Source organism: Ignavibacteria bacterium, from assembly GCA_041649015.1.
Taxonomy (GTDB): Bacteria; Bacteroidota; Ignavibacteria; order Tepidaquicellales; family Tepidaquicellaceae; genus CAIKZJ01.
Map to the genome: position 1 here is coordinate 218,927 of JBAZNU010000002.1, position 14,445 is coordinate 233,371.

14 protein-coding genes are annotated in these 14,445 nt (G+C 33.6%); 6 read left to right on the forward strand and 8 right to left on the reverse strand.

What is annotated here, in order from left to right; translation table 11 throughout:
• Positions 1–7 precede the first annotated feature (7 nt).
• Genes WC644_04110 through WC644_04125 form a run of 4 tightly spaced genes read right to left on the reverse strand, consistent with a single transcriptional unit; the run spans position 8 to position 3,826 of the window.
• Positions 8–751, reverse strand: coding sequence for a DUF6339 family protein (locus WC644_04110; protein ID MFA5011118.1), 744 nt, complete (start codon positions 749–751; stop codon positions 8–10).
• Between the two features lie 11 nt (positions 752–762).
• Entirely contained in the window at positions 763–1,632 is an 870-nt protein-coding gene (locus WC644_04115) for a hypothetical protein (GenBank protein ID MFA5011119.1), read from the reverse strand.
• Entirely contained in the window at positions 1,622–3,592 is a 1,971-nt protein-coding gene (locus WC644_04120) for a hypothetical protein (protein MFA5011120.1), read from the reverse strand. The genes WC644_04115 and WC644_04120 overlap by 11 nt, the downstream gene beginning before the upstream one ends.
• 3 nt (positions 3,593–3,595) lie before the next feature.
• The gene (locus WC644_04125) at positions 3,596–3,826 is read right to left on the reverse strand and encodes a hypothetical protein (GenBank protein ID MFA5011121.1); all 231 of its coding nucleotides are present in this window, start codon (positions 3,824–3,826) and stop codon (positions 3,596–3,598) included.
• 224 nt (positions 3,827–4,050) lie between these two features.
• Between WC644_04125 and WC644_04130 the strand changes: the two genes are divergently transcribed.
• From WC644_04130 to WC644_04150, 5 genes are all read left to right on the forward strand, one after another.
• Positions 4,051–4,290, forward strand: a complete 240-nt coding sequence (locus tag WC644_04130) for a DUF559 domain-containing protein (protein MFA5011122.1) — start codon at positions 4,051–4,053, stop codon at positions 4,288–4,290.
• A gap of 805 nt (positions 4,291–5,095) precedes the next feature.
• Complete coding sequence (locus WC644_04135) at positions 5,096–6,160, forward strand: hypothetical protein (protein MFA5011123.1); 1,065 nt, start codon at positions 5,096–5,098, stop codon at positions 6,158–6,160.
• A 168-nt stretch (positions 6,161–6,328) separates the two neighbouring features.
• Positions 6,329–8,215: a T9SS type A sorting domain-containing protein gene (locus WC644_04140; GenBank protein MFA5011124.1), complete on the forward strand. Its 1,887-nt coding sequence runs from the start codon at positions 6,329–6,331 to the stop codon at positions 8,213–8,215.
• 126 nt (positions 8,216–8,341) lie between these two features.
• A complete protein-coding gene (locus WC644_04145) occupies positions 8,342–8,686 on the forward strand; it encodes a nitrous oxide-stimulated promoter family protein (GenBank protein ID MFA5011125.1) in 345 nt (114 codons plus the stop codon).
• A 152-nt stretch (positions 8,687–8,838) separates the two neighbouring features.
• Positions 8,839–10,887 carry a S8 family serine peptidase gene (locus WC644_04150; protein MFA5011126.1) on the forward strand — a complete coding sequence of 683 codons (2,049 nt, stop codon included), beginning with the start codon at positions 8,839–8,841 and terminating at the stop codon, positions 10,885–10,887.
• A gap of 57 nt (positions 10,888–10,944) precedes the next feature.
• Here WC644_04150 and WC644_04155 read toward each other — a convergent pair whose 3' ends face one another.
• Entirely contained in the window at positions 10,945–11,574 is a 630-nt protein-coding gene (locus tag WC644_04155) for a T9SS type A sorting domain-containing protein (GenBank protein ID MFA5011127.1), read from the reverse strand.
• 137 nt (positions 11,575–11,711) lie between these two features.
• Here WC644_04155 and WC644_04160 point away from each other — a divergent pair, with 137 nt between their 5' ends.
• Positions 11,712–12,230 carry a hypothetical protein gene (locus tag WC644_04160; protein MFA5011128.1) on the forward strand — a complete coding sequence of 173 codons (519 nt, stop codon included), beginning with the start codon at positions 11,712–11,714 and terminating at the stop codon, positions 12,228–12,230.
• On the opposite strand, the gene WC644_04165 is transcribed toward WC644_04160, so the two are convergent.
• The 3 genes from WC644_04165 to bcp form a co-directional block, all read right to left on the reverse strand.
• The gene (locus WC644_04165; GenBank protein MFA5011129.1) at positions 12,227–12,565 is read right to left on the reverse strand and encodes a DUF2007 domain-containing protein; all 339 of its coding nucleotides are present in this window, start codon (positions 12,563–12,565) and stop codon (positions 12,227–12,229) included. The genes WC644_04160 and WC644_04165 overlap by 4 nt on opposite strands.
• A 271-nt stretch (positions 12,566–12,836) precedes the next feature.
• Positions 12,837–13,973 (reverse strand): hypothetical protein, encoded by a 1,137-nt coding sequence (locus tag WC644_04170; protein MFA5011130.1) that lies wholly within the window; start codon positions 13,971–13,973, stop codon positions 12,837–12,839.
• A 10-nt stretch (positions 13,974–13,983) separates the two neighbouring features.
• Complete coding sequence (bcp, locus tag WC644_04175; protein ID MFA5011131.1) at positions 13,984–14,436, reverse strand: thioredoxin-dependent thiol peroxidase; 453 nt, start codon at positions 14,434–14,436, stop codon at positions 13,984–13,986.
• Between the last annotated feature and the right edge of the window lie 9 nt (positions 14,437–14,445).

The following is a 14,445-nucleotide window of genomic DNA, read 5'->3' on the forward strand; positions in this document are numbered from 1 at the left end:
TATAAAATTAAATATTCCCAATTCTATCTTTTGCATTTATTAATATTCCTTTGAAATAATCTTTCTCAAAATAACTTAGCGGTCTAATACCTCCTAATTGATTAATTAATTTTGTTATGTATCTTGATTTTGCTTCGAAATTATTAGCGAATAACAAAGAATTGTCCAAAATAAATTCTAATATTCCAAAAACCGCTTCTTTGTGTCTAGCAAGGCTATATGTTCCTAGCGTTCTGGTAGCAAAATCCAATTGTCTATAAATAACTTTAGTTAATTCATAATGATCAGTTCTATTTTCATCATATGTTAGATATGAAACCCACCATAAACCCGCAATCCCATGTCTCAAGAAATTAGATTGAGAAGGTGATGGAATGAACCAATGATCAAGAATGTATTTAGATGGATTTACAGCAGAATGCTCTTTAATGCTCGGCCATCTTTTACTCATATATTCAAAATAATCTATATGGGAAAGATATGTCCATAAGCGAATATCTGATGCTTGTAAAGGTGTTAGTGATTTATATGATTCGTAAATTATTTTTGAATTTTCAAAATCATAATTGGATTTATTATTGGGTATAATAAGTTTGATATTCTCAGGGTAATATTCAACAGGGAATTGTAATATTTTTTCATTGTCATAAAGAAAAGTATCACTTTCGTAATATTTTATCAAAGAGCCATCTTTGACTCCTCTTCGTAAGTGTTCGACATATTCTGTTCTGAATATATTTTGAAATTTCATTTTAATTAAATTTAATTATCAGTATCCGTTTTTGTATTCAGTTGGAAATATAAATCATTAAGCAGCCTTTCAATAGGCATGCCAAGTATTAGCTGTGAAATCTTTAAAATATTGTCTTCATTGAGTGAAAGCCCGATAAATAATTCATCGTTATCTAATCGATTAAATATTTGAATTGCCCAAGATTTATCTTTCAAATCATCATTAATTGTCAATTGATAAAGTGCATGAATTAATGTTGGTAAAACAATTGATGAATGAAAAATTGTAGCACATTCTCGATTTTTTCCTATTCTGCTGTCACAATATTTAATATAATCATTTTTTGACAATTTAATTAATATTTTAGGGTTATCGAGAATAACATTGTAATCCCCAGTTTCATTTTCTCCTTTCTCAATTTCCATAAAGGATGAAACAGCCTTCAATTTATGATATGAAATACCAGCAATAAAATAACCTTTCCCTAAATAAGCTAATACATCTCCATTGTCAATATCAAACTTAAAATTTAGAAAATCACAATGGGCTTTTGAATTTTGATAATTACTAAATGCATGAGTTGATATTAAAGTAAAAAGTAACTCGACTTTGTCCCTAACGTAATCTTTCGGTATCCAAATTTCATGATGAGATGTATCACTTAAATAAGATTTCCTAAATAAAGTGGAAGAACAATTTAATTCGCAATGGAAAAAAGCACTCTTCTTAGTAATCATTTCTTCCAAATCTATATTTGATAATTTATATTTAATGTTTAATATATAATTATCTGAATTAGACATTTCATCCAATTTTATTTCATCAACCGAAGATACTCCTTCTATATCGTCTTTTATTCCTAAAACTGGATGTGGGAACGAAAAACCGTCAAATTTCATATGAATTTATTTTTAATGAATGTTTATGGTCACTATCTAACTTAATTTTAATTAAATTTGAGCCTTCTACAAGTGAAAGTTTCATTAATCTGTTATTTTTAATTGTATTCAGTGCTTCGGAATTTAATGATGCTTCAATTATATTCAATAAATTATCTTTAGATTCATTATCACTATCTACACCAGCAAATAATTCTAACTCTGCAAGTGTTCGTTTTGGGCTTTCTACATTTAATATATGAACGAAGTTACCACTAGAATCCTTTTGAGCCATTACTCTATATTTTACTTTTAAAGGTATTTTTATTTCATTTTCTCCTTTAGTTGAACCTTTTGTAGGTTTATAACCTGGTAATTCACCAGGTTGAGGAGGGGGTATTGGGGGATCGACTTCAGTCCTACCCGTTCCAGTCAAAATAATATCTTCTCCTTCACTATCTATTGTGCCAGTACTTTTTTCTATAATAGTATCATCTTTTATTATTTTAATAAATGTCGGGGAATGATCTATGATATTAGTTTTCTCTAAAGCTGTTTCCTTAGCAGCTTCCTCCTGTGACTTATTGCCACTTCCCGAACCATCACCATTACCATCATTATCCGGTAACAAATCTTCTGGTATATTAATATATTTGTTTAATTCAAGTATTTGTTGAGGTTTCCCACTCTCATTAGACATTAAAGATTCCATGCATTCTTTAACAAAAGCCTTTAATTCCTCTTCAGCTTTCTTAGCATCAGGATGAGGTTTGTCATTTTCTTTGTAATTATTCTTCTTCCATTCATTATGTTGCGGATTCTCCATTCGTCTTAGTATCTCATTACCTTTTTCATTTTCACATACAAATACACCTGCATAATCTATTCCTCTTCTATCAGTTTTTTTGTAAACTATCATTTTTGGCCTTCTTAAAAAAACAGTTCGGCTTGGTAATCCTTCCTTTAAAAGTATATATAATTTTACTTCCCCTAATATTTCTATATCCTTTACAAAACATTTTGTGTTTGTAGGATCTCCATGATATTTAACGGCTTTAAAAAATGGATATGGATTCCATGTTTCAGCATCATTTACACTCCCATCATTATCATTTTCAGAATAATAAGAAGATATTATTTGTTCTAAATTATCCTTTGATATCAAAATATTATCAATTTCTACTATGAGTTTATTATCGAATATTGCAAACCAGAAATTATTTAAAACTGATTTAATTAAGCTGTCTCTCCATTCTTCTGAATCTCTAAATCCCATTAGAGTTATATCTGTTCCTTTTTCTGTCCTTTTAAATATATCTGGTATATGCTCTATATTAGTAACTGGTTTTCCTGCTTCGCTTCCAAATAAACCAGTATAATCTTGTAATATATTTTTTGTACCATCAAATAATTCATGTGAAGTCAATCTAGCCTTTCCTTGAAAAATGGATAAATTATTTCCGTATATACTTGAAACAATTATAGTTCTGACTGAAGATGCAGCGTAATATGCGCCTTTCCCAAATCCAAATGAACCACCAGCACCTGAACCTGTTTTATTAGTAACACCTACGGCTTTCATGAATGCGTAGAATTTATTTTTATTATCAGCACTATATTCAAGCCCTGAAGTATTATAATCACTAATTCTTAAACATTTTATAAATCTTTTATTAAGAACGGAAATTGCTTCAGAACAGAAATCTACAAATGGTTTGTCATTTGAAAAATAGTCTGAACATAATTTAAATCTATCCTTTAATTTGAAAAAATCAGGAAAGATATCTTCTTGAATTTCAAATAATTCAAAATTCACTTTAACTGGTAGCTTGTCATTATCGATAGCATCTAAACTATTTTGAATAACTTCTCTTGCCAAAGAATAATAAATATCCCCTTTAAATGTTGTCGTTATAGAATCGTTAGGACCATGTTCTTCAGCTCCACTATTTCCAAAGTGCCAAATTAGATTATTCCCCATAACTTAAAAATTAAATTTGTATTTAATTTGTTTGTTTAATTCTCTATCAAAAATTGCTTCAACTGATTTAATCTTCTCTCTAATAGCAGTAAACATTTTCTTTACATCGTCATCGTTGAAATCATAATTACTTCTATTTGAGCAATTAGATAATAAATCGAGCGAATCTAAAATTCGTTGAGTTCTTCGAGAAGCTACATTCTCAAATCTTTGTCTTCTTATTGATTTATTCATATCACTTATATTATATTGTTCAATATATAATGATGAAATATTAATATCAAGCCTATTATTATACAATATAAACGTTAATAATAACATATATATTCTATATATACTTCATATATTTTATATATTATATTATATGTAATATATAATATTTATATACTAACAGTCAATCATTTTTGCGATCCGTAGTGAGATATATATCAAAGTTCGCAAGTCAAAAATATTAAGATTTGTTCTTTGCTGCTTTCTGCAGGAAGGGAAACCTAAACGTTGAATGCGACGGCGATGCATACCATATAAACAAAGACAAAGCAATAAAAGACAATAAACGTGATAACTATCTTACCAAAAAAGGATGGAGTATTCTTCGCTATTCCACAGCTCAGTTAGAGGACAAAGACGAATGCGTCGCTGAAATAAGGGAAGCCATCACAAAAAAGGGCGGGATTGAAGATATCTCTCACCGCTGAGTTAGCAAAGATCGAAAGAAAACAAAAGCAAGAATTATTATATAATTGCAGAGCGTCCAAGACTAAGATCACGGCGTGGTCTAGGGCTACAATCAAAACAGAGAAAAAAAATGATAGAGATTCTAACGCAAAGACCGTCCGCCGCGTCGGATCTACGACTCGAAGAGTAAGGACCGCAGAGAAAACATGTAGAAAATTTGAATGTTATTATTTTTGTAATGAGTTTGTTTTTATTAAAACCTTATAAGGATAGATGCACTCAGGAAACGTAAGGAATAAGAATGAAATAATGTTATAGAAATACAAATGTTAAGGTACGTTCCGAAAGGTTTGTGCCTTTTTGTTTTAAAGAAGACGAAGTCTGAAAAAATACAGATTTGATATATGCATTTATAATGTTAGAAATTTGTTTTAGATTAACTTTGAAAGCAAAAGTTTTGAATTTAAGAATATTTGAGAAATGGATATCATTCAAAAATCTGCGGGTAAAAAACCACACAAAGCCTTATATATATTTGCAATTCATTTTATTTTACTTCTTGACTGGGCGGCACTTCATGATATAATAAAAGGGGAAGCTAATACTCTTGCCGAATATTCTATGCTGGTTTTTAGTTTGATAACTGTTCCTTTTTTACTTTTTAGAATTTATAAGAAGTAAATTCGAAAGGATAGAACAGTATATAAAAGTATTGCAGTTTTATTGCTGCTCACAATCTTTGGTTGTTCGGGCAAAATTATTGTGGTTTTAAATGCAACCCACAACTAATTATTTCCGTATCACTTAGAATTAAACTTTTTGACAGTGAAGATATTTTTTACAATTTTACCAGTTTTATTATTTCTTACCATTTGTAATTTGTCGGCAGAGCAAGCGGACAGTATAAAGATAAAATATTCTAAATTGTATTCTCATACTCTTGATGCGGATGTAACAAGTGCATTGAGACTATTGGATGTCCCTGATACATTATTGTTCGAAAAAGATTTTAAGTTTAAGAAAGAATTTGAGTTGAGGTTTATTCATGATGAAGACAGAAGCGATTATATTAATAATATTGAGACAGAACTTAAGCCATTGATAGGGCTGTATTCAGAATACTGGCATCGTGCTTTAAAATCCGATGCATCTAAACATGACAGCAGTTTTACATTATCGCTGAAGAAATTTCTTCAAAGAAATGCGAGTGAATTTGTGAAATCCGACAGTCTATCAGACGACAGTATTAATACTGTATTAACAAACTACATCAATTCTCTTGGCTTTTTAACAACCGGATATGCGAAAACCGGAAAATTATTTGACCTTTTAATATGGAAATCTCAGTGTGATTCAATGTATACTTTTGCGATTAAGGATGACACAATTAGGGTGAAAGTAACCTTTATGGAAAAATTTGCAACACTTGGATGGGAAGAGTATGCAACATTCGGGAAATATTATCCGGGAGGCTGGGCAAATGAAAAAGGTCTTTTTTGCGTAAAGGATGCGTATGACCTGCAGAGTGAAGAGTTTCTAATCAGTTATTTAGCGCATGAGGGGCGGCATTTTAGTGATTATGTTTTACTGCCGAAACTTGACGGGGTTGAGCTTGAATACAGAGCCAAGCTAACAGAGTTATCACTTGCAGATACAATACTGTATAAAACGATTGAGTTTTTCGTTAACAATTCTATTAAAGACAGCGACAACTCACATGCAAAGGCAAATTATTTAGTGATTGATGATTTGTCAAAAGAGATTTTCGATACGGAGTTTAATGCAGATATTGAAAAATGGAAAAGCATACCGAAAGATAGAATAAATTCAATCAGCCATTATTTATTTCAAAGAAGTACTAAAATTCTAAAAGAGAAATACGGTACGTAAAAAATCCGCAATTAACAGAAAGAGGGAATTTTATTGTTCTTGAAGATTTATCAAACGCAATATTCTAACCTACCGGGACAGACATTACCGATAAAAAACAGCAAAAATAAATGAAAATATACCGAACTATTTTCAATAATAAATGTTTTATTGAAAAAGGAGAAAACAATGAAAATACAAATACTGCTATCTTTAGCATTAATTCTTTCAATTAATTCATTTCTTTTATCACAGGAAGTACCTAACGCTTTTAATTTTGTGGGTGAGAATAAAAACACATACAGAAGCGACGGAAAACAAGAAGCCAATAAAATATCTTTAGATGCAGGTAAGCAGCAGGAGGCTGCCATACTTGAGAAAAAGATACACGAAATCAGAAAATCTCAGAATCCGGACAACTCAGCTATTATGAAAATTCAGAAGCAGATAGACGGAATCACGGGAGAAAGCATAACCCTATCCGCGGGTTATTATCCGGGAATAGTTTCTCAAGCTAATCCTGAAGAGCAGATTTTATCCATTGGGAACACTACGATACTTTCGAAAAGTAACGTAAAATGCATTGCAACGGTAACGGAATACGTGGGAGCAACCGCCGGAAGAATATGGGTTGTAGCAGGATTTCAGGGTACCGGATCGAGTTCGACTCCCGATTCAATGAGGGTGTTGTACTCAACGGATAACGGAGAGCACTGGGTACCGTATGCAAATATAACTTTAGGAGGAACGGATAAATTTAATTACGGTGATGTAGATGCTGAGCTTATAGAGGGGGGCACGAATAAGTATTTGCATATAGTTTACGGCTTAAGAGCAAACGGAGGTACGGGAAAATGGTTTGCGGGAGGTGCTTCGATTCAATTGACCGGAACTTTTGCCGGAACACTTTGGGCATTCACATGGCCGGGTGATGATGCAACAAAAAGATATTATTCACCAAAAATTACTTCAGATAATTTTATATGGCCTACAGCTCCATGGGCTTATATAGCCGTATCATTTGATTCAGCCGGAACAACGGGCAGAGTCAACACTCAGAAGTTTGCACAGCTTAACTTACCGAACACAGTTACACCGGTTTTTAGCTACAAGGGAGGCAAAATATATTGGGTAGCAGAAACAAATGTACAACAGAATCTTTACACGGACATTGCATTTTTCCAGAGAAATAATATTGATTCTCTGATAATATCTTATTGCGGTGTGCCTGACAGTACAAAAGCATTTTTTTCAAAGATGAGTGCAAGCGGAAGTTTGACGTCACCGAGTGAACCGGGTCAGTACGTTGGATTTGTGGGGGGCAGCGAACCTAACTACGTAAAGTACGGGGGCCGTTTATCTTCGAACGGAAACAACAACGGAAGTATTATATTTATATTTAATCAAAAAAGCGGAACAACTGACGGAGTGAAATATTTCAGAACTACGAATTACGGGGATTTCAATACAATAAACCAAAGCATAATCTGGACAGCATCAAACGGTGTTTCAATGCCTGATATTGCGGGTATCCGAGGAGCAAACACACACAAGTTCGGTTTCTTTTTTTGGGGAACCTCCACGGATTCCTTGAAATACGTATCCGTGAATTCAGCCGGTTCTTTCACGACAATTTCAGACAGAATGAATACAATAAACATTACGACAGGATACTTTGCTCCTGCTGTTGGTATAAGGTTTGCGGTTAATGATTCATGTTTTGCTCTTTATTCAGGTTCAGGACCGCTTAATGTTTATGCTGCTCACGGATGTTCAGGAACATTAACGGGGATAACAAATTATGAAAGTCATTTAACCTATTCATTAAAGCAAAACTATCCGAATCCTTTTAATCCTTCTACAAAGATTTCATATTCCGTCCCAAAACAAGGATTTGTATCGTTGAAGGTTTACAATATTCTTGGAAAGACAGTAAATACACTCGTGAGCGAACAGAAGGAAGCCGGTAATTATACTGTTGATTTCAGCGGGACAGACTTGCAGAGCGGAGTATACTTCTATGTGCTTGAGTCAGAAAATTTCACGAAGACAATGAAGATGCTATTGGTGAAATAGTTATTTACAAACAGCAGAGATACGAACTGATTTGATATAATAACCTACAGCTCAAAATAATTGATTTTTAATTTGAGCAAAATGTGAGTATTTTCAACGTAAAGTCAGGTATTGCAATTATAAGAAGTGAAGAAAACAGAATTAAATAGCAAGAGACTAAAAAGGGAGAGAGAAACGATTGAATTAATGATCAGGTATTATTGCAAAAAGAATCATACCGAAAATTTATGTAATGAATGCAAGGAATTAAATGAGTATGCGTTTGCAAGGTTACTAAATTGTCCATTTGAGGACAGCAAACCTGTATGTTCGAACTGTGCCGTTCACTGTTATAAACCAGAGATGAGGGAAAAGGTTAAAAACGTAATGCGTTTTTCAGGACCAAGGATGCTTTTCAGACACCCATATCTTGCAGTGATGCATTTGATAAATGAAAAGTTTGGTAAAAATGCTATCCTTTCAAAGAATTGAATTTTGAATAAAATCCAAAATATATTAAGTCCTTTAGTATAAAAAAATGAAAATATAAGAAGTACAACTTTTGCCTTTATTTTTGATTCAAAAAGTCTAAGATTATTACTTATAGAATCAATCATTAAAATAAACAAATAAATAAATAAAATATGAAAAAATTTATATTTACATTATTAATTTTCATATTATTCGTCTCACTTGCTTATCCACAGTATAACAGGGGAAAGATGACAGATCAGCTTGCTGATATAATAACACTGTATGATAATACGGAAAAAGTACGGATAATAGTACATCTATCGGATAAATTTGATGTTGACGGATTTATGGTGAAAGCGAAAACGGATAATCTTGATAAAGATACGAGGACAAGTTTATTGCTTGACGGATTAAAGGATAAAGCAAGGCAGACTCAATCATCACTTCTTAATTATCTTAGGTATAACGGCAGTTTAAACAGAGTGACCGAAATAAAAGATTTCTGGATTATTAATGCAATATCTGCATACGCAGAAGCTGAAGTTATTAAGCAAATATCACTGAGAGGGGATGTAAGCTACATTGAGGTTGATAATCCATTAAACTTTGATGATGAAAATATACAGGAAGCTGTTATATCGAACAGCATAAACGGTGTAGAGATAGGACTGAAGGCAATTAAAGCTGATGTACTCTGGAAGCTTGGTATAACAGGAGAGGGAACAATTGTGATGAATGTTGACAGCGGAGTTGACGGAAATCATCCTGCGTTCAATTACAAATGGAGAGGTTTAACAGTTCCCTGGTATCACGCATGGTACGATGCAGCGGGTACGTCATTCCCGACATATTGTACGAACCACGGTTCGCATACAATGGGCATAATGTGCGGACTTGGTATTGCAACAGGGGATACAGTGGGAGTGTCATTCGGGTCGAAATGGATAGCAGCAAGAAGAAGCTGTTCCGGAAACTATACGAACTTTGGGATTAGCGCTTTCCAATGGGGTATGGACCCGGATTCAAATTCCAGTACCAGAGATGAGGCGAGTGTAATAAACTGTTCATGGAACTCGAGTGATCCAACAGGCAATGAATGCAACGGAACATTTAAAGCAACTCTAATAACTTTAGAGGCAGCAGGAGTTCCAGTGGTGTGGTCATCCGGCAACAGCGGTCCCGGGTCTTCGAGCGTCACTGCACCAAAGAATATAAACACAAATATAGTGAATGCATTTACTGTAGGTGCGCTTGACGGAAATAATGTTTCATATCCGATTGCAAGCTTTAGCAGCCGAGGACCGTCTAAATGCGGGGGAACAGGTTCACTTTTAATAAAGCCCGAGGTTTCAGCACCGGGAGTAAACGTCAGGTCGAGTTTACTTTCACCGAGTTATGGAACGATGTCCGGGACATCAATGGCAGCACCTCATGCTGCCGGGTCGGTTGCACTATTAAGGTCATTTGCACCAGCAATAACAGGGAAAATGGCATTATTAGCATTATATTTCAGTGCTACAGATTTAGGAACTGCGGGAGAAGACAACACATACGGAATGGGAATGATTAATGTTTATAATGCTATGAGACTACTCGGACTTACGATAACGCATACTCAACTTAATGATACTATTATTACAGCGGGACCATACAGGGTAAGAATTGAATTAAGCAATTCGACTGTTGTTAATGCAAATCCAAATCCAGCCTCGGTTAAATTATTCTGGAGCCGAAATTCAAGCAATATAACCGACAGCACTGTAATGACACGAGATACAGGAAATGTATATTATGCAGATATAGCAGGCAACGGTACTCCTTCAAATTATAAATATTTTATAAGAGCGTTTGACACATTAGGAATAAGAGCACAACTTCCCGGAGATGCTCCTTTAAATTATTTTACATTTAATACAGGTGCGACATCCATTGGAATTAATTCCGATGAAATACCTGAAAGATATTCTCTATTACAAAATTATCCGAATCCTTTTAATCCGGAAACTAATATCACTTATACGATAAAGAATAGGGTATTTGTAAGCTTAAAAGTATATGATGCAATTGGCCGAGAGGCTGTGTCTATTGTGAATAGTGTACAGGAGGCAGGAAGCTATACCGTGAAGTTTAACGGATTAAACTTTCGAAGCGGAGTTTATTTCTATCGGTTAAAAGCGGGAGAATTCAGTGAAACTAAATCTATGATTCTTTTGAAATAAAGTGACAAAATAAAAAAGGACAGGGGCTGCCTGTCCTTTTTTATTATAAAATACAAATTATCTTATTAACATCATTTTTTTAATATCTGTAAAATTTCCCGAGGTAAGTTTGTAGAAATAAGCACCCGAAGCGAATTTAGAAGCATCGAATGTAACGTTATAAACTCCTGCATTCAGGTTCTCATTTAATAATTCTGCGACCTCTTTACCTGTAACATCGTACACTATGAGAACGGCAACATTATTTTGGGGTATTGAAAAACTAATCCGAGTTACAGGATTGAACGGATTTGGGTAATTTTGAGAGAGCTTGAATGAATTTGCCGTGACACCTGTTTGTTCAATTCCAGTCATAGCAGCAGTAAAAGAGCCTACCATTCCCGGATGAAATGTGCATTCATAGTTGTAAATTCCGGGAACTTGAATGACGTAACTGAATACTGTATCTGTACTTGTGATAAGTGATGTCCATGAAGTTGCATCTCCCGGTATGGTTGTAGATGTAGTGTTGTGGAAACCAGTTTCCCAAACCCATCTAATAGTATCACCGACCATCACTGTAGTAATGTTCTGAGGAGAAAACACCATATCTCCTCCCGCACCTACCATTATCCTATAAGTGGCAGAATGACTAACTGACAAGAAAAGACTCATCAGTAAAAAAGCTGTAGCTAATGTTTTTTTCATTGTTTTATTGTTAAGTTGTGAATATAACATGTAGTATGTTCATTAAAGTTCCATTAATTAAAAGAAATTATATATTGGGAACAAAAGTAAATAATGTCAGGTATAAATTATAATTAAAAGTTCAAAGAATGATGGGTATGAAGCGTATAAAAGAGTTTGGAATATTTATGCTGTTTACAGCACTATTAATTTCAGATTCAGCATGTTCACAGAATTCGTGGACGAAGATAAAATACACATACGATGCCGGTTCCTTGCCTCCACCTTACAAGTATAACTATACTTTAACAATAAGTAATGACGGCAATGCAGAGCTGGTATATAAAACCGGGTATTCGGGAAATGAAAAAAGTACTTTTAATTACAATGTTGAAATTAACGATTATATGTTTAAAACTCTGCAAAATGAAATTAGAGAAAGCAAAGTACTTAATCAACGAATTGAACAGATGCCGAGCAGCGAAATACCTGACGGTGGATATTCTGATTATTTACAGATATATAACGGTGATGAATTAATCAGTTCTGTCCCATCATATCCTGATTCAAAATACAAAGAATCATTGGATAAAATCTATAAAGCGTTATTCAAATGCATTCCCGATGAAATATGGAAAGAGATTGAATCCAAGAAATCAGAAATCATCGGTAACTAAAACATATTCATTGCCTTTAGAATCTCTTTAGCTTTATCGACGTCATCTTTATTAACCATAAGTTTGATACCTATAGATAAAGACAGTGCAGGAATCATACCACCTTCATTATCACTTGATAAAAAGCATTTAATACCTGCCTCATCGAGTTGTGCTTTTGCAGTTTGAGCTTCAAAATCACTTTGATAGGATTTGACGAGTTCAACTTCACCAAACGTTTCAAGAATTTCAGTTAAATCAGCTTTACAGAAAGGACAAATTAAATCGTCAATTGAAACTTCCGCACCGCATTCTGAGCAGATGTTTATTTTTCCATTTGATTTTTTTATTTCCATAATAATTTCCTTTCATTTAATCTTATTAAATGTATATAATATTGTTAGTAATTGCAATAATAAGTTTTAGGTTTATTGAGGTGGCATTGTGACGATTAAATCAATGGGTATGCTCTCTGAAAAATGGGGGAAATTTACAAAAGACTAATTAATGTTAACAGATAAAATATTAAGTTAAGTAAAGGTATGAGAACTTAATTAAAAAATCAGGCGGGTTATTTACAGGAAAAAATAAAACAACAATCAGAGTCAAAGATATACATAAAAATCATCACGAAATTCTCTTATCGTATACTCTGTAGGTCTTATAAATCTTAGCACCAAGATTTACAGCGGTTTGTACCATAGGAATATTATCTTCCAGGACCCAAGAGATTTCAGCACCTTCATAACCTTTTGTTAAACCGGTTTTAATAGTGTCGTTAATGAAAACGGCTTCAATACCTTTTTTCTGGTATTTAGGAATAACACCCATTATCATGACTCTAATAAAATTAATTTTTTTCCTTCCAGTAAGGATTTTAAAAGCGCCGAAAGGAAAGAGTCTTCCGTTAATTTTTTTAAAAATCTGATTATAATCCGGTAATGATAACGAAAACCCGACAGGTTCGCCTTCGACTTCCGCAAAATAAACGATATCTTCATCAACTAATGGTTTTAAAGATGAAGCAACATACTTAAATTCATCAGCGGTCATATGCACCGAGCCCCAATTATCAACCCATGCTTCATTGTAAATTTTCATAACTTTCATCAATTCATTTTCGATGTTCTTGAGAACAATTTTTCTTATCTTAATATTTTCACGTTTAAGAACAATTTGTCCAACTCTTTCCAATTTATCCATTGATTTTGGATTTTTCACAGCATCATCCTGAGTGAAAATATAAGCGAAGAAATCTTTAGTTTTAATGAATCCATAGCCTTCGAAAAGTTTTATATAATATTCAGGATTATAAGGCATGAGGAGAACGGGAGACTTATCGAAACCATTAATAAGCAGTCCGACTTCGTCATTAATAGAAAGATTAATAGGTCCACGCATCGTATCCATTAAATTATCCAGAAGCCATTCTTTTGCAGCATCGAATAGCATTGCAGAGACCTCTTTTGAATTAATGCATTCGAAATATCCTACAAATCCTACCTTATCGTTGTATTTTTTATTATGGTGATCATTGATTATGGCGGCGATTCTACCGACGATAGTATTACCGTCCATCGCAAGAAACAATTTCAATTTTGCATGCATATAAAACGGATTACGCATAGTATCGAGATTCTTTCTAACGTCGTAAATAAGCGGTGGTACCCAGTTTTTATCTCCCTTATAAATTTCCCAAGGAAATTTAATAAAACGCATTTTATCTATCTCATTATCAACTGACTTAATCGTTATCTCGCCCATATAAATGATTCTATAATTTGCTAATTATATCCTGTACGTGTCCGGGTATTTTCACTTTATTCCAGATTTCCTTTATCTTTCCCTTTTCATCTATAAGAAAAGTTGTACGTTCGATTCCCATGTACTTCTTTCCATACATGTTCTTTTCTTTCCACACACCGTAAGCATTAACCATTTGCCCTTCCTCATCAGAAAGCAACGCAAAAGGAAGGTTATATTTTGATTTAAAACTCTTGTGGGATTCGATGCTGTCTTTACTGATACCAAGAATGACAGTTTCCTTATTCTCGAACGTTTTAATACTATCCCTAAAGTCGCAAGCTTCTTTCGTACAACCGGAAGTATTGTCCTTTGGGTAGAAATAAAGAATTATTTTGTGTCCTTTAAGATTTTTCAGTGAAAACTTCTTACCGCTGTCGGAAAGAAGGCTGAAGTCGGGTGCTTTATCGCCAATTTTTAACATATCATTTTG